20 protein-coding genes and 1 other RNA gene are annotated in these 24,768 nt (G+C 64.9%); 13 read left to right on the forward strand and 8 right to left on the reverse strand.

The window, feature by feature from the left end:
* The 3 genes from FBY21_RS24040 to FBY21_RS30005 all read left to right on the forward strand — a co-directional run bounded on the left by FBY21_RS24040 (position 1) and on the right by FBY21_RS30005 (position 2,992).
* Complete coding sequence (locus FBY21_RS24040) at positions 1-1,278, forward strand: hypothetical protein (RefSeq protein WP_142014257.1); 1,278 nt, start codon at positions 1-3, stop codon at positions 1,276-1,278.
* Positions 1,278-2,282 carry a tyrosine-type recombinase/integrase gene (locus FBY21_RS24045; RefSeq protein WP_142014260.1) on the forward strand — a complete coding sequence of 335 codons (1,005 nt, stop codon included), beginning with the start codon at positions 1,278-1,280 and terminating at the stop codon, positions 2,280-2,282. The genes FBY21_RS24040 and FBY21_RS24045 overlap by 1 nt, the downstream gene beginning before the upstream one ends.
* 578 nt (positions 2,283-2,860) lie before the next feature.
* Positions 2,861-2,992: a hypothetical protein gene (locus FBY21_RS30005; protein ID WP_260845401.1), complete on the forward strand. Its 132-nt coding sequence runs from the start codon at positions 2,861-2,863 to the stop codon at positions 2,990-2,992.
* 264 nt (positions 2,993-3,256) lie between these two features.
* Here FBY21_RS30005 and ssrA read toward each other — a convergent pair.
* Positions 3,257-3,608, reverse strand: a transfer-messenger RNA (tmRNA) gene (gene ssrA / locus FBY21_RS24050).
* A 139-nt stretch (positions 3,609-3,747) separates the two neighbouring features.
* Here ssrA and FBY21_RS24055 point away from each other — a divergent pair.
* A complete protein-coding gene (locus FBY21_RS24055; RefSeq protein WP_074970402.1) occupies positions 3,748-6,663 on the forward strand; it encodes an ATP-binding protein in 2,916 nt (971 codons plus the stop codon).
* An 80-nt stretch (positions 6,664-6,743) separates the two neighbouring features.
* Here the strand turns inward: FBY21_RS24055 and FBY21_RS24060 are convergent, their stop codons facing one another.
* From FBY21_RS24060 to FBY21_RS24075, 4 genes are all read right to left on the reverse strand, one after another.
* Positions 6,744-7,025 carry a hypothetical protein gene (locus tag FBY21_RS24060; protein WP_044413662.1) on the reverse strand — a complete coding sequence of 94 codons (282 nt, stop codon included), beginning with the start codon at positions 7,023-7,025 and terminating at the stop codon, positions 6,744-6,746.
* A gap of 307 nt (positions 7,026-7,332) precedes the next feature.
* Complete coding sequence (locus tag FBY21_RS24065) at positions 7,333-10,143, reverse strand: FAD-binding and (Fe-S)-binding domain-containing protein (protein WP_142014264.1); 2,811 nt, start codon at positions 10,141-10,143, stop codon at positions 7,333-7,335.
* Between the two features lie 68 nt (positions 10,144-10,211).
* The gene (gene lldD / locus FBY21_RS24070) at positions 10,212-11,357 is read right to left on the reverse strand and encodes an FMN-dependent L-lactate dehydrogenase LldD (RefSeq protein WP_044413668.1); all 1,146 of its coding nucleotides are present in this window, start codon (positions 11,355-11,357) and stop codon (positions 10,212-10,214) included.
* Positions 11,358-11,504: 147 nt separating this feature from the next.
* Positions 11,505-13,190, reverse strand: a complete 1,686-nt coding sequence (locus FBY21_RS24075) for a lactate permease LctP family transporter (protein WP_142014266.1) — start codon at positions 13,188-13,190, stop codon at positions 11,505-11,507.
* Positions 13,191-13,505: 315 nt separating this feature from the next.
* Between FBY21_RS24075 and FBY21_RS24080 the strand changes: the two genes are divergently transcribed.
* Entirely contained in the window at positions 13,506-14,273 is a 768-nt protein-coding gene (locus tag FBY21_RS24080; protein WP_044413674.1) for an FCD domain-containing protein, read from the forward strand.
* A 60-nt stretch (positions 14,274-14,333) separates the two neighbouring features.
* Here FBY21_RS24080 and smpB read toward each other — a convergent pair whose 3' ends face one another.
* A complete protein-coding gene (smpB, locus tag FBY21_RS24085) occupies positions 14,334-14,813 on the reverse strand; it encodes an SsrA-binding protein SmpB (RefSeq protein WP_044413676.1) in 480 nt (159 codons plus the stop codon).
* A gap of 148 nt (positions 14,814-14,961) precedes the next feature.
* Here smpB and FBY21_RS24090 point away from each other — a divergent pair, with 148 nt between their 5' ends.
* Together FBY21_RS24090 and FBY21_RS24095 are read left to right on the forward strand one after the other, a co-directional pair.
* Complete coding sequence (locus FBY21_RS24090; protein WP_069561650.1) at positions 14,962-15,396, forward strand: type II toxin-antitoxin system RatA family toxin; 435 nt, start codon at positions 14,962-14,964, stop codon at positions 15,394-15,396.
* The gene (locus FBY21_RS24095; protein WP_142014270.1) at positions 15,389-15,709 is read left to right on the forward strand and encodes an RnfH family protein; all 321 of its coding nucleotides are present in this window, start codon (positions 15,389-15,391) and stop codon (positions 15,707-15,709) included. Before FBY21_RS24090 ends, FBY21_RS24095 begins: the two co-directional genes overlap by 8 nt.
* Before the next feature lie 95 nt (positions 15,710-15,804).
* On the opposite strand, the gene FBY21_RS24100 is transcribed toward FBY21_RS24095, so the two are convergent.
* Positions 15,805-16,326, reverse strand: a complete 522-nt coding sequence (locus tag FBY21_RS24100) for an outer membrane protein assembly factor BamE (protein WP_074970392.1) — start codon at positions 16,324-16,326, stop codon at positions 15,805-15,807.
* A gap of 96 nt (positions 16,327-16,422) precedes the next feature.
* On the opposite strand from FBY21_RS24100, the gene fur reads away from it, so the two are divergent.
* Positions 16,423-16,827 carry a ferric iron uptake transcriptional regulator gene (fur, locus tag FBY21_RS24105; protein ID WP_044413688.1) on the forward strand — a complete coding sequence of 135 codons (405 nt, stop codon included), beginning with the start codon at positions 16,423-16,425 and terminating at the stop codon, positions 16,825-16,827.
* A gap of 54 nt (positions 16,828-16,881) precedes the next feature.
* Here fur and recN read toward each other — a convergent pair whose 3' ends face one another.
* Complete coding sequence (recN, locus tag FBY21_RS24110; protein WP_142014273.1) at positions 16,882-18,555, reverse strand: DNA repair protein RecN; 1,674 nt, start codon at positions 18,553-18,555, stop codon at positions 16,882-16,884.
* A 155-nt stretch (positions 18,556-18,710) separates the two neighbouring features.
* On the opposite strand from recN, the gene grpE reads away from it, so the two are divergent.
* The 5 genes from grpE to carA all read left to right on the forward strand — a co-directional run bounded on the left by grpE (position 18,711) and on the right by carA (position 24,759).
* Positions 18,711-19,277 (forward strand): nucleotide exchange factor GrpE, encoded by a 567-nt coding sequence (gene grpE, locus FBY21_RS24115; protein ID WP_044413691.1) that lies wholly within the window; start codon positions 18,711-18,713, stop codon positions 19,275-19,277.
* Between the two features lie 103 nt (positions 19,278-19,380).
* Positions 19,381-21,291, forward strand: coding sequence for a molecular chaperone DnaK (dnaK, locus tag FBY21_RS24120; protein WP_069564936.1), 1,911 nt, complete (start codon positions 19,381-19,383; stop codon positions 21,289-21,291).
* Between the two features lie 121 nt (positions 21,292-21,412).
* A complete protein-coding gene (dnaJ, locus tag FBY21_RS24125) occupies positions 21,413-22,540 on the forward strand; it encodes a molecular chaperone DnaJ (protein WP_044413696.1) in 1,128 nt (375 codons plus the stop codon).
* Between the two features lie 82 nt (positions 22,541-22,622).
* Positions 22,623-23,426 carry a 4-hydroxy-tetrahydrodipicolinate reductase gene (gene dapB / locus FBY21_RS24130; protein WP_107328318.1) on the forward strand — a complete coding sequence of 268 codons (804 nt, stop codon included), beginning with the start codon at positions 22,623-22,625 and terminating at the stop codon, positions 23,424-23,426.
* Positions 23,427-23,622: 196 nt separating this feature from the next.
* Positions 23,623-24,759: a glutamine-hydrolyzing carbamoyl-phosphate synthase small subunit gene (gene carA, locus FBY21_RS24135; RefSeq protein WP_044413703.1), complete on the forward strand. Its 1,137-nt coding sequence runs from the start codon at positions 23,623-23,625 to the stop codon at positions 24,757-24,759.
* Positions 24,760-24,768: the final 9 nt, after the last annotated feature.

Genomic DNA, 24,768 nt, shown 5'->3' on the forward strand with positions numbered 1-24,768 from the left:
ATGGCAGCCAAAGACCTCTTGAGAGTCGACGCCCTTTGCAATGAAGACCCGAAGGGCCGGATGTTCATTGACCCCCACACCCTGAAAATGACCGACCTGGGTCGCGTCACCCTCCTGCGGTGTGGCGTGGATACGGTGCGTCAGCTCTACCGGGGACTGATACGACCCGGCGTCATCGAACTCTTCGACAACCCGGGGACCATCGTCGAGTTCGCTGGAGAGCGGTGGCATGCCGGACGTGTCAGCAAAGACTCCGGCTACCAGTACAAGCTACAGAACGCCGACCTGGGCTTCGTCCTGCTGGTGAAGAACTTCAACGCCAAGGTCGACAGCATCGGCCCCCACGTCAAAATCGAAGTCTCCCCCCACGCCATCGACGCCCTCAGCCCCCACCGGCTACAGGCCCGCATGGACCGCTACGCCGAACACCTGCTCACCCATGTTGAGGTCAACCAGTGCGCCGTTCACCTCGCCCTGGACCTGCAGAACTGGACCCCGCCCGCCGACCTGGTTGCCCGCATGCACTGCCGGGCCCGGACACACCGCGACATCTCGGGCATCAACGAAATCCAATGGGACACCAAGTCCAGCGTCTACGGACGCGGCGAAACCTTCATGTTCGGCTCGGCCAGCGGCATTCAGCTCTGCCTCTACAACAAGACCGAGCAGGCCCGCGTCACGGACAAGCTCGACTACTGGGAAAGCGTCTGGAAGCGTCGAGACTCGTTCTGTGACGACGACCCCCACAACTACAACCCCGAGGCCGACGTCTGGCGGATCGAACTGCGCTACCACCACTCCATCGTCCAGCAATTCGCCTCCGGCTCCATCGACGCCAAGAGCGGCCAGCCCATCGACACCAAGACCTACGAAGCCTTCACCCATCACCTCGACGGCCTGTGGCGCTATGGCCTGGGTCAGTTCCGCCTGCTGGCCCGTCCCGGCTACTACGAACCCATCTGGACGCTCATCCGCAACGACGTACAGGTCGACGTCCCCGTCGATTCGCTCATCGATGAAACCGAATACAGGCGCTACCACAAGACCGCACGGGGCTTCTCGGGCAAGAACGTCGAGCTGTTCCTGGGAAACTTCGTCAGCCTGCTTGCACGGGAGCGAGTGGGCGCAAAGACCGCCTTTGAACGGCTCCAGACCTGGGAATGCTGGCCTGTGATCCGCGACCACTACGCCGCCAAGGAGATGACCGCACACGACGTCTACAAGCACATCAAGCAACTACTTGAGGAACGCCATGTCAGGTGGGGGAGGGCCGTGTAATGGCTGTCACGCAACTGCCTGACGGTCGTTGGCGAGTCGACACCGAACCCATCAAGGGCAAGCGTTTTCGCAAGACCTTCAAGACCAAGGGGGAGGCTCAGCGCTTCGAAGCCACTTGCCGTGCCAGGGTTATCGAGGCCCCTTCATGGACACCCAAACCGAAGGACCGTCGCCGCCTCTCTGAGTTGATCAGCCTCTGGTACAACCTGCACGGGCACTCACTCCGTGACGGAAAGCGTCGTCTCTCCAAGCTGGAGCAGGTGGCTGTTCGTCTGCGTAACCCGATTGCAAGGCTCCTTGACGCTTCAGACTACTCCGCCATGCGGCGTAAACGTCTCGATGCGGGTGTGTCACCGAAGACGATGAACAACGAACTCGGCTACATCCGCGCCGTGTTTAACGAACTGCGTGACCTGGGCCAGCTCGACTATGACAACCCACTCGCAAGCGTGAAGCCGCTCAAGCTGCAAGAGCGTGAACTGTCCTGGCTCACCCAGGACCAGATAGGCGAACTGCTCGATTCGATCAGTACCGGCTGTGAGAACCCGCATACCGAGCTGGTGACGCTGCTTTGCCTCGCCACGGGGGCCCGATGGTCGGAGGCCGAAAAGCTCCCCCCAAACCGCCTGAAGGGGAATGTTGTCACCTATGCCGGCACCAAGTCAGGGAAGGTCCGTTCTGTCCCGATATCCAGGGAGCTTGCGGATCGACTCAGGAAGCACTGGCGCACACACGGGCAGTTCACGTCGTGTATCACATCCTTCCGCCGGGCCTTGAAGCGAACCACCATCAAGCTCCCGAAAGGGCAGGCTGCCCACGTCCTGCGCCACACCTTCGCCAGCCACTTCATCCAGAACGGCGGCAACCTCTTCACCCTTCAGAAAATCCTGGGGCATTCCACCGTCGCCATGACGATGCGGTATGCGCATCTGGCGCCTGAGCATCTGCGAGACGCTCTTCGATTCGGACCACTTACAAGCGATTCCGCTCAACACAACATGTAGTGCCACATTTTTGTTGGTCAAAAAATGCTCAGGAGAAGGCGAAAAAAAATGGCTTATCTGGAAGCCTAGTGCTTCAAGGCCTTGAGCCTTATGGCCTCAAAATTTCTGCGCACAAGTTATCCACAGCTTGTTCAGTACTCCTCGCCTTGCAATGGAGTAAATGGGGGCATATCTTGTGTCCACGTCGATGCGACATGGCAATTTAATGGCGCTTCCCGAAGGGATTCGGACCGAGCCTGTAGGTAAAAGGCTCGTGCGATGTGAGGAAATGCTTGACCGGCTCTTACGAGTCTCGATAGCATTTAAATTGCTGGATTTCTATCCAGTAAAAAGAACGCCCTCGCTACCTTTAGGTAGCAAGGGCATCATCCGGCGCAGAGACAGTCAGGTCTGGAAAACTAAGCCTGTCAAAACGCCTACGCTCAAGCCCTTCAGGACTGGAGGTGGGGACTTACTATACGCATATGCATAAACGCACACAATCTCTTGTAGGCCTGGATGGCCTCAGTGGTCAAGGGGTTGGTAGGTAAAAACTCACCTTGGTCTTGAGGGGCTTCCTTTTATAGGAACCCCCCAACATGAAAGAACCTACTGATGAGTTTGAGTACGTGTACTGCCGCTACCGGCGGTGCGGTAAGCGCCTCTTGGACGCGCATGCCTATGGTTTGAAAGCCTGGCGCCTGCGCATCCGCCGCAAGAAGGAGAAGTGATCATGACTACTTCTCGTCGGCGGTCTGGAAATCGCCTCCGCACGGTGTATGTCCACCAGTACAAGCGGCGCCGTTTCGGTAAGTGGGAGGATGTTTGTGCCCACTACCGGAGTCATCCGGGGCAGCTCAAATTCGACTTCTGATGCTCTGTTTTGGAGGGTGGCTCTGCCACCCTCCTTTTTGTGTTCGGCTTATGCTTTTCGACACTTTTTCGACACCCAAAGAAAAACCCCTGAATTTCTCTAGGAAAATCAGGGGTTTATTTGGTGGAGCCGGGGGGATTTGAACCCCCGTCCGCCAGTTCTCCGCTTTCGGGACTACATGCTTAGCCTGGTCTACTGAGTTAGCTCATTGCCGCCCGACAGGCAGGGTGCTTTGAGCGAGCTGTATAAGTTTTAGCCGTTACGTCTACAGCGAACTTGGCGGCGATCCTGTTCTATCTGACAGTCGTTTCGGGTTTACAGGCATCCCCTAGCGACTGCTGGCGCATTAAGCAGCCAGAGCGTAGTTGTCGTCGTTGGCAACTATTAAAGTGCAGCAACTGATTTACGAGGTCTGCTGCCAGCTCGGCATGCCCCTAGAGTTTTGTTACCGGCGTCGAATCCTAATCGGCCCCGATGCTCGCTCTAGAGCAGGGGCGCATCGTACGCCAAAACCCGGGCAACGTCGACAGCCCCGCGATAATTGGGGGTGGGCTGGCCGCATGACATATGATTGCCAGCTATCGTCAGGGTGTCCCTTACAGAGAGCGTCCCATGCTGCGTTCACGTCATCCCCTTCGCCAGTGGATCTGGCGGGCGTTCGTGCAGAGCGCGCTGATTCCGCTGATCCTCGTGGAGTCGGTGCTGATCGCCGTCTACCTGCTGACCAACGGCGCCATCCGCGATGCGCAGGTGGACTACCTGCAGCGCAGCGCGCTGGAGGACCTGAGCAGCGCGGTGGTGCGCGAGGGCAAGATCATCGACGGGCGCCTGCACAGCATCGAGGTGCTGACGCGGATGTACCGCGACGCCGCCTACCGCGCGCTGCACCACGAGGACTTCCGCCCCGACGCCCTGGAGCGCCAGCGCCACGCGCAGACCCCCGACGGGGTGTTCTACACCCGCAGCGACGACGGCCGTGCCGCCTCCTTCTATGCCAACAGCACCCCGCCGGCGCAGCAGGACCGCGAGAAGGTGATGCGCCTGTCGCAGTTGGACCCGCTGATGAAGTCCATCCGCGAATCCGACCCGCTGATGGCGGCGGTCTACTTCAACACCTGGGACAGCTACAACCGCATCTACCCCTTCTTCATGACCCCCGAGCAGTATCCCCATGACATGGTGATACCCGACTACAACTTCTATTACCTCGCCGACGCCACCCACAACCCGCTGCGCCGCGTGGTCTGGACCGACGTCTACCTGGACCCGGCCGGGCAGGGCTGGATGATGTCCGCCATTGCCCCGGTGTACACCGGCGACTTCCTCGATGGCGTGGTGGGCCTCGACATCACCGTCGACAAGATGCTCAAGGAGATCGGCGGCCTCAAGGTGCCGTGGCAGGGCTACGCCATGCTGGTGAGCCGCGACAACAGCATCATGGCGCTGCCCGAGGCCGGCGAGCGCGACTTCCGCCTGCGCGAGCTCACCAGCTACTCCTACGAGGAGGCGGTGCGCCGCGAGATGCTCAAGCCCGAGGACTTCAAGCTCGACCGCTTCCCCGAGATGCGCCCGCTGCTGGCGGCCATGAGCGGTGAGAAGGGCAACGTGCAGGAAGTGGTGCTGGGCGGGCGCAAGCAGATGGTCGCCTGGGCCGAGATCCCGCAGACCGGCTGGCGCCTGATGATGGTGGTGGACGAGGCCAACATCTTCAGCGAGACCAACCGCCTGGCCGAGCGCTACCAGCAGATCGGCTACCTGCTGATCGCCGGCCTGGCCTTCTTCTACGCGCTGTTCTTCGCCTGGATGTGGTCGCGCTCGCGGCGCCTGTCCAACGAGCTGTCGGTGCCCATGTCCGGCATCGTCGGAATGATGAGCAGCCTGGGCCGGGGCGATTACCACCCCGCCGCGCCGCAGAGCGGCATCCAGGAGCTGGCCGACATGGCCGAGGCGGTGCAGCACACCGGTGCCCAGTTGCAGGCCAGCGAGCAGGAGCGTTTCCAGGCCCAGCGCAACCTGGAGCTGGTGCTGGAGAGCACCACCGAGAGCATCTGGGAGACCGACCCGCAGGCCCACACCATCCGCATCAGCGGGCGCTTCGCCCGGCGCTTCGGGCTGCCCAGCGACCACCTCAGCCTGGCCGACTTCAACAAGCGCGTGCACCCCGACGACATCGAGCGGCTGCGCCAGCTGCGCACCCAGTTCTCCGCCGGCGAGCAGGAGAACTTCGACGCCGAGTACCGCTTCGCCGATGCCAATGGGCAATACGCCTGGCTGCTCAGCCGCGGCAAGGTGCTGGAGCGGGATGCCGACGGCCACGCCAAGCTGGTGGCCGGCACCCACGTGGACATCACCCGCCTCAAGGAGGTGGAAGAGGAGCTGCGTCGCGCCACCCGCGAGGCCCAGGCCGCCAGCCAGGCCAAGAGCCGCTTCCTCTCCAGCATGAGCCACGAGCTGCGCACCCCGCTCAACGCCATCCACGGCTTCGCCCAGCTCATCACCCTGGATGCCGAAGGCCGCGAGGAGCGCCGGGAGGAGGGCGAGTACGCCCAGGAGATCGTCAACGCCAGCCGGCACCTCACCTCGCTGGTGGACGACATCCTCGACCTCTCCAGCATCGAGAGCCGTCGCCAGCAGCTGCAGCTCAAACCGGTGGACATCGGCCCGCTGCTGACCAGTTGCGCCGAGCTGATCCAGCCCGAGCTGCAGTCACGCCAGCTGCAACTGCAGATGATGGCCGCGCCCGAATCGGCGCTGTTCGTCATGGCCGATGCCCGCCGCCTGCGCCAGGTGCTGCTCAACCTGCTGTCCAACGCGGTCAAGTACAACAGCCCCCAGGGCATGGTCAGCCTCGGCTACGAAGTGCGCGCCACCGGCGTGCGCCTGTGGGTGGCCGACACCGGCTCGGGCCTCAGCGAAGAGCAGCAGGCCATGCTGTTCCAGCCGTTCCAGCGCCTGGGCCGGGAAAACTCCACCATCCCGGGGACCGGCATCGGCCTGGTGCTGTGCCGCGAACTGGCGGAGCTGATGGGCGGGCAGATCGGCTTCAGCAGCACCCCCGGCGTCGGCAGCCGCTTCTGGATCGACCTGCCCAGCGCCGCCGCACCCCAGCCCCAGGGCTCGCTCAACGAGCACATCGGCGCCATCACCCTGCCGGAAGTGCTCTGCGTTGAGGACCACCCGGCCTGCCTCAAGGTGCTCAAGGAAGGGCTGCGTGAAGTGGCCGACGTGCGCGGGGTCGGCTCCATTGGGCGCGCCCTCGCCACCCTCGACCAGATGACCCCGGCGCTGCTGGTGCTGGACCTGGACCTGCCCGACGGCGACGGCCTGCAGGTGCTCGACCAGGTGCGCCGCTCCGCCCACCTGCAGGGCATGCCGGTGATGGTGGTCAGTGCTGCGGCCGACGACGCCCTGCTGGCCGAGGCGCGCCGCCGGGGCGCCGATGCCTGCATGACCAAACCGGTGGACCTGCAGCAACTGCGGCAGCTCGCCGTGTCCCTGCTGGAACGCGCCGCCCGCACCAACGAGTAAGCCCCGCTCGGGCGGGGCCTTACCGTCTCTGCGGCCCGGCGTACTGCCGGGCCGCCTTGTCGCGATCCTTCTACCTGCCTCTACTGCGACGCGCCGGCGCTGCCGCCGTCGGTGTTGGGACGCTGCAGGCGTTGCAGGGCCATGTTCGAGGCGCTGATGCAGCCTTCGGTGTCGCCGTGGGTCTTGGCCTGTTCGGCCTTGGCGCGCAGGTCCTGGACTTCCTGCTTGAGCGGATCGCCGAGGGTGGTGGCGGTGGCGAGCTGGTCGCTGATCTTCTGCAGGTTGAGGGTGCAGAGGTCGTCGGCGAAGGCCAGGGGGGACGCCAGCAGGGTGGCGCCGAGCAGCAGGGCAGTGCGTTTCATGGGGGTGGTCCTCTCTTCGTTCTGTGGCACTCGGAGTGGGCCTCGCGGGAAGGCCGGGTGGAGCACGGATGTCCGAGATGGGCGAGCCGGCGCGAAGCGGGCTCATGAAGGTGGACAGGGTGGCGGGGAGGGCGGTTCAGGTTTTCTGCTGGGGGACCTGTCGCCGCCCCACCGTCCCACGCTTGGCAACACTGCAGTGTGCGCACACACGTTGCTGTCGGGAATCGCAGTTGCAGGGCGGTGAAGAACCATAAAAAAGCCCCGCTCGAGGCGGGGCGCAATCCGTGCCGGGCACGGCTCTTGAGGTTCAGTCCGCGCGGGGGCGGGTGACCCGGTCCACCAGGTAGACCAGGCCGTGATAGTCGATACCGCTGTGGTGGCTGAGGCCGATCTCGCAGGTGCGGCTTGTGGAGACGCCTTCCTCGCAGATCTGCACGGCGTCCTTCAGGCTGCGCAGGGCGTGGCCGTTGAGTTCCGGGGTGGTGAAGCCCTTGTCGCCGGCGAAGCCGCAGCAGTGGATGCCTTCGGGGACGACCACCTGGCGGGTGCAGCGGCTGACCAGGTCGATCAGCGCCTGGGATTCGCCCAGGTGCTGGGTACTGCAGGTGACGTGGACGGCCACCGGCTGCTCCTGGGGGGTGAACTCCAGGCGGTCGAGCAGGTGGGTGCGGATGAACTTCACCGGGTCGTGGATCTTCAGCCGGGGGTCGTCCAGGTCCTGCACCAGGCGCAGGGTGCAGGGGCTGGTGTCGCAGTAGATCGGGTCGAGGCCGCCGCGGCTGGCGCGCAGCAGTTCGGCCAGCAGTTCGTCGCGCTTGTCGTCGGCCTGGCGGGCGTAGCCCTTGGAGGCGAAGGGCTGGCCGCAGCAGAGGTTGTCGGCGTTGTCGGGGAAGACCACCTGGTAGCCGGCCTTCTCCAGCAGCCGGCGGGTCTTGTCCATCAACGGCATCTGTTCGTCGGCACCGGCGGCCGGGCCCATGGCGCGGGAGACGCAGGCGGTGAGGTAGACCACGCGCGGGCGCTCGCCCACGGGGCCGGCGGCCGGTGGGTCGAAGCGCACCGGTTGCGGCATGGCCGGGGTCCACTGGGGCAGGCGTTCGCCACTGGCGCGGTGCAGGGCTCCGCTGAGGCGCGCCAGGCGCGGGGCGCCGAGCACGGCTCGGGTGAGGTTGGCGGTGGCCAGCAGCAGGCGCGTGCCCTTGAGGGTGGTGGCGAAGTTGCGCGCGAGCCAGGTGGCGGTGCCGGGGCGGTGGGCGTGTTCGCCGCGCAGCTTGCGCACCAGATCGCCGGTGTTGATGCCGACGGGGCAGCGCTGGGCGCAGAGGCCGGTTGCGGCGCAGGTGTCGACGCCCTGGTAGGCGAAGGCTTCTTCCAGCTCACGGGTGTCGATGCCGGCGCGCTTGCGGGCCTGGATGTCACGCCAGATGACGATGCGCTGGCGTGGGCTGAGGGTCAGGCCCTTGGAGGGGCAGACCGGCTCGCAGAAGCCGCATTCGATGCACTTGTCGACGATCTCGTCGGCGGCCGGCAGCGGCTTGAGGTTCTTCAGGTGCAGTTCGCGGTCGTCGCTGAGGATGACGCCGGGGTTGAGGATGCCGGTGGGGTCGAGCAGGCGCTTGAGCTGCCACATCAGCTGGTAGGCGTCGTGGCCCCATTCCAGTTCGACGAAGGGCGCCATGTTGCGGCCGGTGCCGTGCTCGGCCTTGAGGGCGCCGCCGAATTCGACGGCGACCAGTTGGGCGACGTCCTGCATGAAGGCGTCGTAGCGGGCGACCTGCTCGGGGCTGTCGAAGCCCTGGGTGAAGACGAAGTGCAGGTTCCCTTCCAGGGCGTGGCCGAAGAGGATGGCCTCGTCGTAGCGGTGCTTGTCGAACAGTTCGATGAGGCGGTTGACGCCGGCGGCGAGCTGTTCGACGGGGAAGGTGACGTCTTCGATGATCACCGTGGTGCCGGTCTGGCGCACGGCGCCGACGGCGGGGAAGGTGTCCTTGCGGATCTTCCACAGCTGGTTGTAGACGACCGGGTCTTCGCTGAAGTCGACCTTCTGCTCCACCGGGAAGTCGGCGATGGAGGCGGTGATGCGGGCGAGCTGTTCGTGCAGCAGGCTGGCGCTGGCGGCGCGGGATTCGATCAGCAGGGCGCAGGCGCTGGCGGAGAGGCCCTTGACCCAGGTGGGCATGCCGGGCTTGTCCTGCACTGAGCGCAGGCTGCGGCGGTCCAGCAGTTCGACGGCGGAGACCGGTTGCTGCTTGAGCACGGGGACGGCGCGGCAGCAGGTTTCCACGTCGGGGAAGACGATCAGCGCGGAGGCCTTGTGCGGGTGCTCGGGCACGGTGTCGTAGGTGACGGCGCTGATGAAGCCGAGGGTGCCTTCGGAGCCCACCAGCAGGTGGGTGAGGATGTCCAGCGGCTGGTCGTAGTCCACCAGGGCGTTGAGGGACAGGCCGGTGGTGTTCTTCAGGCGGTACTTGTGGCGGATCTTCGCGGCCAGTTCGGTGTTGGCGCGGGTCTGCCGGCCGAGTTCGGCCAGGCGCTCCAGCAACTCGCCGTGGCTGGCCTGGAAGGCGGCGACGCTGGCCGGGTCTTCGCTGTCGAGCAGGGTGCCGTCGGCCAGCACCAGGCGCAGGCCGGCGAGGGTGTGGTAGCTGTTCTGGGCGGTGCCGCAGCACATGCCGCTGGCGTTGTTGGCGACGATGCCGCCGATCTGGCAGGCGTTGATGGAGGCCGGGTCGGGGCCGATCTTGCGGCCGTAGGGGGCGAGCCAGGCGTTGGCTTGGGCGCCGATGACGCCGGGCTGCAGGCGGATCTGCTCGCCGCCCTTGCGGATGTCGCGGCCGTTCCAGTTGTCACCCAGGACGATCAGCACCGAGTCGCTGATGGCCTGGCCGGAGAGGCTGGTGCCGGCGGCGCGGAAGGTGACGGGCACCTGTTCGGCGTGGGCGGCCTTGAGCAGGGTGATGACTTCGGCTTCGCTCTCGACCCGCACCACCAGTTTGGGGATGAGGCGGTAGAAGCTGGCGTCGGTGCCGAAGGCGAGGGTGGAGAGCGCATCGTCGAAGCGCCGGTCGCGGGGGATCAGGCGCTCGACGGTGTGCAGGAAGGCGGCGGGCAGGCTCATCGGTCAGGTCCTGTCATCAACGGTGGGGTGCGGGCCGCTTGGGCGGCCTCGTCTTGGATGGACGCCGTTCAGCGGGGCAGGTCGCGCACCAGTGAGTCGGCGTTGATCTCGGCGATGGACTTGGCGCCGGTGAGCACCATGGCCACGCGCATTTCCTTTTCGATCAGGTCCAGCAGGTTGCTCACGCCGGCGCCGCCGGCGGCGGCCAGGGCGTAGACGAAGGCGCGGCCGAGCATGACGGTGTCGGCGCCGAGGGCGAGCATGCGCACGACGTCGAGGCCGGTGCGGATGCCGGAGTCGGCGAGGATCTTCAGCTCGCCCTTCACGGCATCGGCGATGGCGGGCAGGGCGCGGGCGCTGGAGAGCACGCCGTCGAGCTGCCGGCCGCCGTGGTTGGAGACGATGATGCCGTCGGCGCCGAAGGTGACGGCGTCACGGGCGTCCTCGGGGTCGAGGATGCCCTTGATGACCATGGGGCCTTGCCAGAAGTCGCGGATCCATTCGAGGTCCTTCCAGGAGATGGAGGGGTCGAAGTTGGCGCCGAGCCAGCCGATGTAGTCGGCCAGACCGGTGGGGTTGCCGCGGTAGGTGGAGATGTTGCCGAGGTCGTGGGGCTTGCCCAGCAGGCCGACGTCCCAGGCCCAGGCGGGGTGGGTCATGGCTTGCAGCACGCGGCGCAGCGGGGCGTTGGGGCCGCTCATGCCGGAGTGGGCGTCACGGTAGCGGGCGCCGGGCACGGGCATGTCGACGGTGAAGACGAGGGTGGTGACGCCGGCGGCCTTGGCGCGCTCCAGGGCGTTGCGCATGAAGCCGCGGTCCTTGAGCACGTAGAGCTGGAACCACATGGGCCGGTCGATGGCCGGGGCGACTTCTTCGATCGGGCACACCGAGACGGTGGAGAGGGTGAAGGGGATGCCCTTGGCCGCTGCGGCCTTGGCGGCCTGCACTTCGCCGCGCCGGGCGTACATGCCGGTGAGGCCAACGGGGGCGAGGGCGACGGGCATGGCGAGGGTTTCGCCGAACAGCTGGGTTTCGAGGCTGAGCTCGGACATGTTCCGCAGCACGCGCTGGCGCAGGGCGATGTCGGCCAGGTCCTGCACGTTGCGGCGCAGGGTGTGCTCGGCGTAGGCGCCGCCGTCGATGTAGTGGAACAGGAAGGGCGGCAGCTTGCGTTGGGCGGCGGCGCGGTAGTCGGTGGAGGCGGAGATGATCATGGGCTCTTCCGTTTTGGCAGAAAACGTGGATCGGGCGCGCTGGAGCGATACAGGGCGGAAATGGCCGGGGGAGCCGAGCCTACCTATGTAGGCGAGCCTCCCCGAGGCCATTCCCTTGCTGCATCACCGACGCGCAGCCGGCCCTGGTCAGTGAACCAGCATGCCGGTGAACACATAGGCCTGCGCCAGGGTGATCAGACCGACCATGGCGGCGAACAGCAGGCTGTGCTTCAGGGTGAAGCGGAACAGGTCCGATTCCTTGCCGACCATGCCGGTGGCGGCGCAGGCCACGGCGATGGACTGCGGGGAGATCATCTTGCCGGTGACGCCACCGCTGGTGTTGGCGGCGACCAGGAGGGTGTCGTTGACGCCGATCTGGTGGGCGGTGGTGGCCTGCAGCGAGCCGAACAGGGCGTTGGAGGAGGTGTCGGAACCGGTCAGGAACACGCCCAGCCAGCCGAGGAACGGCGAGAAGAACGGGAAGGCCGCGCCAGTGCCGGCCAGCACCAGCGCCAGGGTAGTGGACATGCCGGAGAAGTTGGTGACGAAGGCGAAGGCCAGCACCATGCCGATGGAGAGGATCGGCAGTTTCAGCTCGACGAAGGTTTCACCCAGACTGGTCAGACCATTTTTAAAGTTGATCTTCAGGACCAGCATGGAGACCACGGCGGAGAGGAAGATCGCGGTGCCGGTGGCGGAGATCGGGTCGAACTTGTAGACGGCCGGAATCGCGGTGGCGGTGGCGACGATGGGGGCGCCTTTCATCACCAACTGGTCCAGGTGCGGGATGGCGAACATGAAGACGAAGTGCTCCAGCGCGCCACCCGGGGCGAACAGGGCCTTGAACGGCTTCAGGGTCCAGATGGTGACCAGCACGGTGAGGATCAGGAAGGGCGACCAGGCCTTGAGGATCTCGCCGAAGCTGTAGGGCGACGGGGTGGTGCTGCGCGGGCCGCCGAAACCGCCCATGACGGCTGCACCGCCGGAGACGCCGACCACTTCGCGGTCTTCGGCGCGCTTGGGTTGCCACACCTTGAGGAACAGGGTCAGGGACACCAGGCTCACCAGGGCGGAGGTGATGTCGGGCAGTTCCGGGCCGATGAAGTTGGAGGTGAAGTACTGGGTGATGGCGAAGCTGGCACCGGCGACGAGGGCGGCCGGCCAGGTTTCCCTGATGCCGCGCCAGCCATCCATCATGGCCACCAGCCAGAACGGCACGATGATCGACAGGAAGGGCAGTTGGCGGCCGGTCATGGCGCCGATCTTGAAGGCGTCGATGCCGGTGACCTGGCCCGCGACGATGATCGGGATGCCGAGGGCGCCGAAGGCCACCGGGGCGGTGTTGGCGATCAGGCACAGGCCGGCGGCGTAGAGCGGGTTGAAGCCCAGGCCCACCAGCAGCGCGGCGGTGATGGCCACGGGGGCGCCGAAGCCGGCGGCTCCTTCGAGGAAGGCGCCGAAGGAGAAACCGATCAGCAGCACTTGCAGGCGCTGGTCGTCGGTGATGGACAGCACGGAGCTGCGGATCACTTCGAACTGGCCGCTCTTGACGGTGAGTTTGTAGAGGAACACCGCGGCGACGATGATCCAGGCGATGGGCCAGAGGCCGTAGGCGAAGCCGTAGCCGGCGGCGGCGAAGGCCATGTCGACCGGCATCTTGAAGGCGAAGATCGCGACCGCGAGGGACAGGGCCAGGGTGATGGTGCCTGCGATGTAGCCCTTCATGCGGAACACGGCGAGGGCGAGGAAGAAGAACACGATGGGGATCAAGGCGACCAGCGCGGACAGGCCGAGGCTGCCGAGCGGGGTGTAGATCTGTTGCCAAGCTTGCATTCGGGTGGCTCCCTGATTGTTTTTGGAGTGCCTGTTGGCCTTCCGGAGTCGTTGCGCTCGTGGCGCAGCAGCAGGCAATTGCTCTCCGTTCGGCGTTTTCGTCGAATTGGTATTACCAATTTACAAAATCGACGGCTCAGGGTAAAAGCCCTCCTATTGACCTGTCAATTTCGTGTCCTACAACTTTGGTCGAGCGCATGGGGCTCATCTGCGCCTTGTGGATGGCGATGGCGCTGGTTAGGCTGCCGCGCTGAATGAGCTGGGCTGCCATGGCAGGCGGCTGGAACGGGAACGGAACGGTGGTTCGGGAGGGGTATGGGATTCGGTCAGGTGCGTCAGCGCCGTCTGTCGGATGACATCGTCGATCACCTTGAGGCGATGATCCTCGAGGGGACCCTGAAAGCAGGCGAGCGGCTGCCGGCGGAGCGTGTGCTGGCCGAGCAGTTCGGGGTATCGCGTCCGTCCCTGCGGGAGGCGATCCAGAAGCTGGTGGCCAAGGGGCTGCTGGTGAGTCGGCAGGGCGGCGGCAACTACGTGTCGGCGGAGCTGGGGTCGACCTTCAGCGATCCGCTGTTGAAGCTGCTGGAGGGCAACCCCGACGCGCAGCGCGATCTGCTGGAGTTCCGCCATACGCTGGAAGGTTCCTGCGCCTACTACGCGGCGCTGCGGGCGACGGCTGTTGACCATGAGCGCCTGGGCGAGGCTTTCGAGGCGCTGCAGGCCTGCTATTCGCCGGGCAGCCAGGCGACCCGGGAGGAGGAGGGCGCCGCCGATGCGCGCTTCCACCTGGCGATTGCCGAGGCCAGCCACAATGCGGTGCTGCTGCACACCATCCGTGGGCTGTTCGATCTGCTCAAGCACAACGTGGTGACCAACATCGGCGGGATGTACCTGCAGCGCAGCGAGACCCGCGACATGCTGATGGCCCAGCACCGGGCGCTGTACGAGGCGATCATCGAGCGGCGTGCGGAGGAGGCGCGGGAGGTGTCCCATCGCCACATCGACTACGTGCAGGAAGTGCTGGCCGAGGGACGGCTGGAGGCGGTGCGCCTGGAGCGGGCGCAGCGGCGCCAGGGCATCTGAGTCGTCAGTGCGCGCAAACGAAAACGCCGGGCAATGCCCGGCGTTTCTGTCTGGCGAGGATCACTCCTTGCCTTTGGTGCGCATGGCGCGCTCGATCTCCCGGTCGGAGTCGCGTTCCTTCTCCGTGGCGCGCTTGTCGAATTCCTTCTTGCCCTTCACCAGGGCGATCTCGCACTTGATCAGGTGGGCCTTCCAGTACAGCGAGAGGGCGACGCAGGTGTAGCCCTTCTGCTGGACGGCGCCGAACAGCTTGCCCAGTTCGCGCTTGTGCAGCAGCAGCTTGCGGGTGCGCACGGGGTCGGCGATGACGTGGGTGCTGGCGGTCTTCAGCGGGGTGATGTGGCTACCGAGCAGCCAGGCCTCGCCGTCCTTCAGCAGTACGTAGCTGTCCACCAGTTGGGCCTTGCCGGCACGGAGGCTCTTGACCTCCCAGCCTGCCAGGGCGAGGCCTGCCTCGAAGCGCTGCTCGACGAAGTAGTCGTGCAGGGCCTTCTTGTTCTGTGCGATGGAGCCTTGGGATTGTTTCTTTTGCTTAGCCATAGGCGCGGCATTATAGGGAGTCGCTCGCCAGCCCGCTACGGCGGCGTAGGCTTGAGCGCGTTGGGCGAATCCCCGACAATGCGCGCTCTTTTTTTGACCAGCCGTGTTGCCCCTGCTGCAGCCGACTGACTGACGTTCAGAGGCTCCGATGTCCACGCATATCCAGCGTTCCGCGCTGCTCCCCTATCCCGCCAAGGCGCTCTACGACCTGGTCAACGATGTGGTGCGCTACCCCGAGTTCCTGCCCTGGTGCGCGAGCAGCGAGGTGCTGGAGTCGAGCGAGTCGCACATGGTGGCCAGCCTGGGCGTGGCCAAGGGCGGGATCAGCCAGCGCTTCGTCACCCGCAATGTGCTGGTGGAGGGGGCGAGCATCGAGATGAACCTGGAGGAAGGGCCGTTCACCGAACTGCATGGGGTCTGGCACTTCAAGGCGCTGGGCGAGAAGGCCTGCAAGATCAGCCTGGACCTGTCCTTCGACTATGCCGGGCCGATCGTCAAGGCGACCCTGGGGCCGCTGTTCAACCAGGCGGCGAATACCTTGGTGGATGCCTTCTGCCAGCGGGCCAAGCAGCTGTATGGCTGAGTCGCTGATCACCGTCGAGGTGGTGTGCGCGCTGCCTGATCGTCAGCGCCTGGTGCGGCTGGATGTGCCGGCCGGCACGACGTTGCGCCAGGCCGTGCTGATGGCGGGGCTGGCGGATGCGTTTCCCGACCTGGACCTGGCGGCTGCGCCGCTGGGCATCTTCGGCAAGGCGGCGCAGGACGCCGAGGTTCGGCAGGTCGAGGCGGGGGATCGCATCGAGGTCTATCGCCCCCTGGTGGCCGATCCGAAGGAGGTGCGCAAGGCGCGTGCCGCGCGTGCGGCTCAGGCCAGGGGAGAGGGGCGGGGCGATTGATCGGCGTCTGAGGACGCTGCGGCTGTCGGCCCTTCTCGATCAGGCAGGTACAAAAAAGCCCGGAACCAGTCCGGGCTTTTTCATGTGCGCTGCAGTTATTGCGGCGTGGTGTCCAGGGGCTCCGGGATCGGGACCGGTACGGTTTCCACCTGGTCCACTTCCTTCTGGATCTGCTCCAGCAGCGAACCGGGCTTGGCTTTCTCTTCCGGCTTCTGCTGGGTGGGTTTGTTCGGGGTGACCTGGTTGTTGCCGTCGCTGCCGAGGATCGCCTCGTCGCGGCTGACGCCAGGCATGAAGTCACCGCCCAGGCCGATCAACTGGTCGTTGCCGTCGAACAGCAGCGTGACGCGCTCCTGCTGACGCTGGCCGCCGCCGGGCTGGATGCTGTAGAGGTAATCCCAGCGGTTGGCGTGGAAGGTATCGAGAATCAAGGGGTTGCCCATGATAAACCGCACTTGGCGCCGGGTCATTCCGGGCTTCAACTGGTCTATCATGTCCTGCGTTACGACGTTGCCTTGCTGGATGTCGATCTTGTAGACACCGGGAAACGAACAACCGGCGAGTGCGAGCAGGCCTGCAAATGAGAGGCTGGTCAGCAGGAGCTTGGTGTTTTGCATCGGTGGGTGACTTCCACTATCTTGGCTGGGCAACGAAAATCCGATCATACCCGCATTGAGGGAAGCTGCGAAGCAGCATCCACGAGAAAGCTGACCATGGTTGAAAATAACGAACTTCGCAAAGCCGGTCTGAAGGTCACCCTGCCTCGGGTGAAGATCCTTCAGATGCTCGACTCCGCCGATCAGCGTCACATGAGTGCCGAGGATGTGTACAAGGCACTGATGGAAGCCGGCGAGGACGTAGGCCTTGCGACGGTCTACCGCGTGCTTACCCAGTTCGAGGCTGCCGGCCTCGTCGTCCGCCACAACTTCGATGGCGGCCATGCCGTGTTCGAACTGGCTGACAGCGGCCACCACGACCACATGGTCTGCGTGGACTCCGGTGAGGTCATCGAATTCATCGACGCCGAAATCGAAAAGCGGCAGAAAGAGATCGTGAAAGAGCACGGCTTCGAGCTCGTCGATCACAATCTGGTGCTGTACGTGCGCAAGAAGAAGTGATTTCCGCTCCATGAAAAAGGCGACCTCGGGTCGCCTTTTTCATGCCTGCGCGAATCAGTGGCGGGCGCTGGTGACCATCTTGCGGGCGTGAGCGATGGACTCTTCGGTGAGGTCGACGCCGCCCAGCATGCGGGCGATCTCCTCCACGCGCGCCGCGTCGTCGAGGTTGGCGACGGCGGTACGGGTTTCCTTGCTGCCGCGCTTCTTGTGCACGAAGAGGTGGTGATGGCCCTGGGCGGCCACCTGGGGCAGGTGGGTGACGGTGAGGACCTGGCCGCGTTCGCCCAGGCGCCGTAGCAACTGGCCGACCACTTCTGCGGTGGGGCCACCGATGCCCACGTCCACTTCGTCGAACACCAGGGTCGGTACCCGCGAGGTCTGTGCGGTGATGACCTGGATGGCCAGGCTGATCCGGGACAGCTCGCCGCCTGAGGCAACCTTGGCCAGGCCCTTGAGGGGCTGACCCGGGTTGGCGCTGACCAGGAACTCCACCTGTTCCTGCCCGTTCGGCTGGGGTTCGTCGCTTTCGATACCGCGCAGCTCGATGCTGAAACGCCCACCGGGCATGCCCAGGCGTTGCATCTCCGTCTCCACGGCCTTGGCCAGCTTGCCGGCTGCTTTGCCGCGCAACTGGCTCAGCTCGGCGGCTTTTGCCTGGTAGTGGCGGGCATAGGCCGCCAGTTCGTCCCCGAGGCGCTCCACTGCTTCGTCATCGGCATTGAGCGCTTCGATCTCCTCCAGCAGCGTGTGCTGCAGATGGGGCAGTTCGCTGGGATGGATGCGGTGCTTGCGGGCCAGGGTATAGAGCGTATCGAGGCGTTCTTCGACCTCCTGCTGGCGGTGGGGGTCGGCATCGAAATGGTCGATGAAGCGGTTGATCTCGCCGACCGCTTCTTCCACCTGGATCTGGGCGCTGGCCAGCAGGTTGGCGGCTTCGGCAATGGGGCCCTGCTGGGCGTTGAAGGCCGTCAGGCGGTTGAGGCTGGAGGTGAGGGCGCTGAGGACGTTGCCGGCATCGCTCTCGCTGCACATTTCCAGTACCTGGCGGCAGCCGGCCAGCAGGCCTTCGGCGTTGGACAGGGTCTTGTGCTCGGCTTCCAGTTGCTCCAGTTCGTTGTCGCCGAGGGCCAGTTGCTCCAGCTCTTCCAACTGGTAGCTGAGTAATTGGTGGCGGGCGCGCTGCTCCTCGCTGTTGCGGGACAGGCGCTGGAGCTCCTGGCGGGTCTGGCGCCAGCGCTGGGCAGCGAGCTGGACCTGGCGGGCCAGGTCGCTGGCGCCGGCAAATTCGTCCAGCAGGCGCCGATGGGTGTCCGGCTTGAGCAGCGACTGATGCTCATGCTGGCTGTGGATGTCGATCAGCAGTTCGCCAAGTGCCTTGAGATCGCCCTGGGGGCAGGGCGTGCCGTTTATATAGGCACGGGAGCGGCCTTCCGCAGTGATGACCCGGCGCAGGATGCACGGGCCGTCGGTTTCCAGGTCCCGCTCGGCGAGCCAGGTGCGGGCTTCGGGGATGTCGCTCAGGTCGAAGCTGGCGAGGATGTCGGCCTTCTCCGCGCCGGGGCGGACGGCGCCGCTGTCGGCGCGGTCGCCCAGGGTCAGGCCGAGGGCGTCGAGCATGATCGACTTGCCCGCGCCGGTCTCGCCGGTGATCACGGTCATACCGCCTTCGAGCTCAAGATCCAGGTGCTCGACGATGGCGTAGTTGTGGACTGAGAGGTGGACCAGCATGGCGGGGACTCCCCTGGGCTTAGGCTGGCTATTTATACAGTGTTTGTTTTCCGGCTGACAATCGCCTGCTGCCCTTGAAGCGACAAATTGCGACCCCATATAGGCGGACAGATCGGCGGGTCATTCCCCGCCACCGTTTCAGTAAGGAGGAAGGCATGGCAGACGAACAGAACCTGGATACCCAGAACCCCGAGGTGAGCGCACCGGCTGACGTGGCGGGCGAGGACCTCGTGGCCCGCGTCCAGGCGCTGGAGGAGCAACTGGCTGCGGCCCAGGACCAGTCCCTGCGTACCGCCGCCGAGCTGCAGAACATCCGCCGCCGTGCGGAGCAGGATGTCGAGAAGGCACACAAGTTCGCCCTGGAGAAGTTCGCCAACGACCTGCTGCCGGTGGTCGACAGCCTGGAGCGCGGCCTGGAGCTGACCAGTGCCGAGGACGAGGCCGTTCGCCCTGTACGTGAAGGCGTCGAGCTGACCCTGAAGCTGTTCCACGACACCCTGAAGCGCTTCCAGGTCGAGGCCGTCGATCCCCATGGCGCTCCGTTCAACCCGGAGCATCATCAGGCGATGGCAATGGAAGAGAGCACCCATGTCGAGCCAGGTAGCGTCCTGAAGGTCTTCCAGAAGGGTTACCTGCTCAACGGCCGCCTGCTGCGCCCGGCCATGGTCGTGGTCAGCAAGGCCCCGGCCGAAGCGCCGCCGTCCATCGACGAGCAGGCTTGAAATCCGGCTCAGGGCCCCCATCTGGTAGTCCAAGCGTTCACATGCTGATGCGGCCCCCAAGCGAGCGGGGCCGTAAAGAAATCAAAGTTTCGGGAGAGAGAATATGGGCAAGATCATCGGTATCGACCTGGGTACCACCAACTCCTGCGTTTCCATTCTTGAGAATGGCAACGTCAAGGTGATCGAGAACGCCGAAGGCGCGCGTACCACCCCCTCGATCATCGCCTACACCAACGACGGCGAGATCCTGGTCGGTCAGTCCGCCAAGCGCCAGGCCGTCACCAACCCGCACAACACCCTGTACGCCGTAAAGCGCCTGATCGGTCGTCGCTTCGAAGAAGACGTCGTGCAGAAAGACATCAAGATGGTCCCCTACAAGATCGCCAAGGCTGACAACGGTGACGCCTGGGTCGAAGTGAAGGGCCAGAAGATGGCGCCTCCGCAAATCTCTGCGGAAGTGCTGAAGAAAATGAAGAAGACTGCCGAAGACTATCTCGGCGAGCCGGTGACCGAAGCCGTCATCACCGTTCCGGCCTACTTCAACGACAGCCAGCGCCAGGCCACCAAGGACGCCGGTCGCATCGCCGGTCTGGATGTCAAGCGCATCATCAACGAGCCCACTGCGGCTGCGCTGGCCTACGGCATGGACAAGGCCAAGGGCGACCACACCGTGATCGTCTATGACCTGGGTGGCGGTACCTTCGACGTGTCGGTCATCGAGATCGCCGAAGTGGACGGCGAGCACCAGTTCGAAGTGCTGGCCACCAACGGCGACACCTTCCTGGGTGGTGAGGACTTCGACATCCGCCTGATCGACTACCTCGTCGACGAGTTCAAGAAAGAGTCCGGCATGGACCTGAAGGGCGACCCGCTGGCCATGCAGCGCCTGAAAGAGGCTGCCGAGAAGGCCAAGATCGAGCTGTCCTCCAGCCAGCAGACCGACGTCAACCTGCCGTACATCACTGCAGACCAGACCGGTCCGAAGCACCTGAACGTGAAGATTTCCCGCGCCAAGCTGGAAGCCCTGGTGGAAGACCTGGTTGCTCGCACCATCGAGCCGTGCCGCATCGCGCTGAAAGATGCTGGCCTGGACGTGGGCGACATCCACGAAGTCATCCTGGTCGGTGGTCAGACCCGCATGCCGCTGGTGCAGAAGCAGGTGGCCGATTTCTTCGGCAAGGAAGCGCGCAAGGACGTCAACCCGGACGAAGCCGTCGCCATCGGTGCGGCCATCCAGGGCGCCGTACTGGCTGGTGACGTGAAGGACGTGCTGCTGCTCGACGTGAGCCCGCTGACCCTGGGTATCGAGACCCTGGGTGGCGTGATGACTCCGCTGATCGAGAAGAACACCACCATCCCGACCAAGAAGTCCCAGGTGTTCTCCACTGCCGACGACAACCAGTCCGCCGTGACCATTCACGTGCTGCAGGGTGAGCGCAAGCAGGCCGGCCAGAACAAGTCCCTGGGCAAGTTCGACCTGGCCGAGATCCCGCCGGCTCCGCGTGGCGTGCCGCAGATCGAAGTGACTTTCGACATCGACGCCAACGGCATCCTGCACGTGTCCGCCAAGGACAAGGCCACCGGCAAGCAGCAGTCCATCGTGATCAAGGCCAACTCCGGCCTGTCCGAGGAAGAAATCCAGCAGATGGTGCGTGACGCCGAAGCCAACGCCGAGGAAGACCGCAAGTTCGAAGAGCTGGCCGGCGCCCGCAACCAGGGCGATGCGCTGGTTCACGCCACCCGCAAGATGATCACTGAAGCGGGCGACAAGGCTACTGCTGAAGAGAAAGCGGCCATCGAGAAAGCCGTAGGCGAGCTGGAAGTTGCCGTGAAAGGCGATGACAAGGCCGAGATCGAAGCCAAGATGAACGCGCTGTCCCAGGCTTCCGCTCCGCTGGCGCAGAAGATGTACGCCGAGCAGGCCAAGGCCGGCGAGGGTGCTCCCGCAGGCGACGACAAGGCTGCCGACGATGCCGTCGACGCCGAGTTCGAAGAGGTCAAGGACAACAAGTAAGCGCCACGCTTGCTTGCGCTCCTGCCCCGGGCCGCTCGGCTCGGGGTGATTCGCCGCGCGGGGGCTTGCTCCCGCGTCGGCGTGTCTGGAGGGCGCGAAACTTTCAGAGTGCAGAGAACCAATGGCTAAACGTGACTTTTACGAAATCCTCGGTGTGGAGCGTGGCGCCAGCGAGGCCGAGCTGAAGAAGGCCTATCGTCGCCTGGCCATGAAGTACCACCCGGACCGCAACCCGGGGGACAAGGAGTCCGAGGAGAAATTCAAGGAGGCCAACGAGGCCTACGAAATCCTCTCGGATGCCAGCAAGCGCGCGGCCTACGACCAATACGGCCACGCCGGCGTCGACCCGCAGATGGGCGGCGGCGGTGGGGCAGGGTTCGGCGGTGCGAGCTTCTCCGACATCTTCGGTGACGTGTTCAGCGACTTCTTCGGTGGCCAGCGTGGTGGCCAGCGTGGCGGTGCCCAGCGCGGCAGCGACCTGCGCTACACCCTTGAGCTGGATCTCGAAGAGGCGGTTCGCGGCACGACCGTGACCATCCGTGTGCCGACCCTGGTCAACTGCAAGACCTGCGATGGCTCCGGTGCGAAGAAAGGCACCAGCCCCGTCACCTGCACCACCTGTGGTGGCATTGGGCAGGTGCGCATGCAGCAGGGCTTCTTCTCCGTCCAGCAGACCTGCCCGCGCTGCCACGGCACCGGCAAGATGATCAGCGACCCGTGCGGCAGCTGCCATGGTCAGGGGCGTGTGGAAGAGCACAAGACCCTGTCGGTGAAGGTACCGTCCGGCGTGGACACCGGTGACCGCATCCGCCTGTCCGGCGAAGGCGAGGCGGGTGTGATGGGCGGGCCACCCGGCGACCTGTACGTGGTGGTCAACGTGCGCGAGCACCCGATCTTCCAGCGTGATGGCAAGCACCTGTACTGCGAGGTGCCGATCAGCTTCGCCGATGCGGCGCTGGGCGGTGAGCTGGAGGTGCCGACCCTGGACGGCCGCGTCAAGTTGAAGATCCCCGAGGCAACCCAGACCGGCAAGCTGTTCCGCCTGCGTGGCAAAGGCGTTGCCCCTGTGCGGGGTGGTGGTGCGGGCGACCTGATGTGCCGCGTGGTGGTCGAGACGCCGGTGAACCTGGACAAGCGCCAGCGGGAACTGCTGGAAGAGTTCCGCAAGAGCCTGCAGAGTGACGGCTCCCATTCGCCCAAGGCCAGCACCTGGTTCGAAGGCATGAAGCGCTTCTTTGGTGATCTTTGACGCAGGGCGCCAGGCGGCGCACGGCAGGCTTGGCCTGGTCGTGCGCGGGGCCTGGCGCTTCTAGCTTGGAGCTTTGTTCGTTATGCGACGTATTGCAGTGATGGGCGCCGCCGGGCGCATGGGCAAGACCCTGATCGAAGCGGTCCAGCAGAACCCGGGTGCCGGCCTGACCGCCGCCATCGATCGACCCGACAGCACCCTGGTGGGGGCTGATGCAGGTGAGCTGGCCGCCCTGGGGCGTATCGGTGTGCCGCTCTCGGGCGACCTGGCCAAGGTGGTGGACGAGTTCGACGTGCTGATCGACTTCACCCACCCGTCGGTGACCCTCAAGAACCTGGAGGTCTGCCGCCAGGCGGGCAAGGCCATGGTCATCGGCACCACCGGTTTCACCGCCGAGGAGAAGGTGCTGCTGGCCGAGGCGGCCAAGCAGATCCCCATCGTCTTTGCCGCAAACTTCAGCGTCGGGGTGAATCTCTGCCTCAAGCTGCTGGACACCGCTGCGCGGGTGCTCGGCGACGAAGTGGACATCGAGATCATCGAAGCCCATCACCGTCACAAGGTGGATGCCCCCTCCGGCACCGCGCTGCGCATGGGTGAGGTGGTGGCCGAGGCCCTGGGGCGCGACCTGTCGAAGGTGGCGGTCTATGGCCGTGAAGGGCAGACGGGCGCTCGCGAGCGCGAAACCATCGGCTTCGCCACCGTGCGTGCAGGTGATGTCGTCGGCGACCATACCGTCCTGTTCGCGGCCGATGGCGAGCGTGTCGAGATCACCCACAAGGCGTCCAGTCGCATGACGTTCGCTCGTGGTGCCGTACGTGCCGCGCTGTGGCTGGATGGCCAGGGTGCCGGTCTTTACGACATGCAGGATGTGCTGGGTCTGCGCTGATTATTGGTCGCGGAATGCAGTTTGGTGATGTCTTTCCTGTGGACCGAAATGACGCATTCCTGTAAGCTGCAGCTTTAGTGTGTCCACTAAAAGTTACGCAGAAATGGCTCAGATAAAAAAGCGGGGTGACGGTATCAACGTCATCCCGCTTTTTTACAATCTGCGTTTGCTTCAGCCTTAGATACGGGAGGTCTTCTTGACTAAGCCAGCCATACTCGCGCTTGCCGACGGCAGCATTTTCCGCGGCGAGTCCATCGGGGCCGACGGCCAGACCATCGGAGAGGTGGTGTTCAACACTGCCATGACCGGCTACCAGGAAATCCTCACCGATCCTTCCTATGCGCAGCAGATCGTCACCCTGACCTATCCCCACATCGGCAACACCGGCATCACGCCGGAAGATGCCGAGTCCGACCGCGTCTGGGCCGCCGGCCTGATCATTCGCGACCTGCCGTTGCTGGCCAGCAACTGGCGCAGCAAGCAGTCCCTGCCGGAATACCTGCAGGCGACCGGTACCGTTGCGATCGCCGGGCTTGATACCCGCCGCCTGACCCGCATCCTGCGTGAGAAGGGCTCCCAGAACGGCTGCATCCTGGTCGGCGCCGATGCCACCGAGGAAAAGGCGCTGGAACTGGCACGCAGCTTCCCGGGCCTGAAAGGCATGGACCTGGCCAAGGAAGTGACCTGCGAGAAGCCTTATGAATGGCGCTCCAGTGTCTGGAACCTGGAAAGCGACAGCCACCCCGAGATCGCTGCTGCCGAGCTGCCCTACCACGTGGTCGCCTACGACTACGGCGTGAAGCTGAACATCCTGCGGATGCTCGTCGCACGTGGTTGCCGCCTGACCGTGGTGCCGGCCAAGACCCCGGCCAAGGACGTGCTCGCCCTGAATCCGGATGGCGTCTTCCTGTCCAACGGCCCGGGTGACCCGGAGCCTTGCGACTACGCCATCGCCGCCATCAAGGAAATCCTCGAGACCGACATCCCGGTGTTCGGTATCTGCCTGGGCCACCAGTTGCTGGCCCTGGCCTCCGGTGCCCGCACCATGAAGATGGGCCACGGTCACCACGGCGCCAACCACCCGGTGCAGGACCTGGATTCCGGCGTGGTGATGATCACCAGCCAGAACCACGGTTTCGCCGTGGACGAGTCCAGCATGCCGGCCAACCTGCGTGCCACCCACAAGTCGCTGTTCGACGGCACCCTGCAGGGCATCGAGCGTACCGACAAGGTGGCCTTCAGCTTCCAGGGACACCCCGAGGCGAGCCCCGGTCCGCACGATGTGGCTCCGCTGTTCGATCGCTTCATCGAAACCATGGCCAAGCGCCGCTGATCCTCGCCG

The organism is Pseudomonas sp. SLBN-26, assembly GCF_006715895.1.
In the GTDB taxonomy this organism is placed as follows: domain Bacteria; phylum Pseudomonadota; class Gammaproteobacteria; order Pseudomonadales; family Pseudomonadaceae; genus Metapseudomonas; species Metapseudomonas otitidis.

What these genes read in the sequence shown, in the direction of transcription:
- FBY21_RS24060 (WP_044413662.1), bottom strand. Translation starts at nt 7,025, where the DNA reads ATGAAACGCACTGCCCTGCTGCTCGGCGCCACCCTGCTGGCGTCCCCC.
- FBY21_RS24055 (WP_074970402.1), top strand. Translation starts at nt 3,748, where the DNA reads ATGCTGCGTTCACGTCATCCCCTTCGCCAGTGGATCTGGCGGGCGTTC.
- FBY21_RS24045 (WP_142014260.1), top strand. Translation starts at nt 1,278, where the DNA reads ATGGCTGTCACGCAACTGCCTGACGGTCGTTGGCGAGTCGACACCGAA.
- fur (WP_044413688.1), top strand. Translation starts at nt 16,423, where the DNA reads ATGGTTGAAAATAACGAACTTCGCAAAGCCGGTCTGAAGGTCACCCTG.
- FBY21_RS24095 (WP_142014270.1), top strand. Translation starts at nt 15,389, where the DNA reads ATGGCTGAGTCGCTGATCACCGTCGAGGTGGTGTGCGCGCTGCCTGAT.
- FBY21_RS24100 (WP_074970392.1), bottom strand. Translation starts at nt 16,326, where the DNA reads ATGCAAAACACCAAGCTCCTGCTGACCAGCCTCTCATTTGCAGGCCTG.
- dapB (WP_107328318.1), top strand. Translation starts at nt 22,623, where the DNA reads ATGCGACGTATTGCAGTGATGGGCGCCGCCGGGCGCATGGGCAAGACC.
- smpB (WP_044413676.1), bottom strand. Translation starts at nt 14,813, where the DNA reads ATGGCTAAGCAAAAGAAACAATCCCAAGGCTCCATCGCACAGAACAAG.
- FBY21_RS30005 (WP_260845401.1), top strand. Translation starts at nt 2,861, where the DNA reads ATGAAAGAACCTACTGATGAGTTTGAGTACGTGTACTGCCGCTACCGG.
- FBY21_RS24040 (WP_142014257.1), top strand. Translation starts at nt 1, where the DNA reads ATGGCAGCCAAAGACCTCTTGAGAGTCGACGCCCTTTGCAATGAAGAC.
- FBY21_RS24075 (WP_142014266.1), bottom strand. Translation starts at nt 13,190, where the DNA reads ATGCAAGCTTGGCAACAGATCTACACCCCGCTCGGCAGCCTCGGCCTG.
- dnaJ (WP_044413696.1), top strand. Translation starts at nt 21,413, where the DNA reads ATGGCTAAACGTGACTTTTACGAAATCCTCGGTGTGGAGCGTGGCGCC.
- lldD (WP_044413668.1), bottom strand. Translation starts at nt 11,357, where the DNA reads ATGATCATCTCCGCCTCCACCGACTACCGCGCCGCCGCCCAACGCAAG.
- recN (WP_142014273.1), bottom strand. Translation starts at nt 18,555, where the DNA reads ATGCTGGTCCACCTCTCAGTCCACAACTACGCCATCGTCGAGCACCTG.
- FBY21_RS24080 (WP_044413674.1), top strand. Translation starts at nt 13,506, where the DNA reads ATGGGATTCGGTCAGGTGCGTCAGCGCCGTCTGTCGGATGACATCGTC.
- dnaK (WP_069564936.1), top strand. Translation starts at nt 19,381, where the DNA reads ATGGGCAAGATCATCGGTATCGACCTGGGTACCACCAACTCCTGCGTT.
- grpE (WP_044413691.1), top strand. Translation starts at nt 18,711, where the DNA reads ATGGCAGACGAACAGAACCTGGATACCCAGAACCCCGAGGTGAGCGCA.
- FBY21_RS24065 (WP_142014264.1), bottom strand. Translation starts at nt 10,143, where the DNA reads ATGAGCCTGCCCGCCGCCTTCCTGCACACCGTCGAGCGCCTGATCCCC.
- FBY21_RS24090 (WP_069561650.1), top strand. Translation starts at nt 14,962, where the DNA reads ATGTCCACGCATATCCAGCGTTCCGCGCTGCTCCCCTATCCCGCCAAG.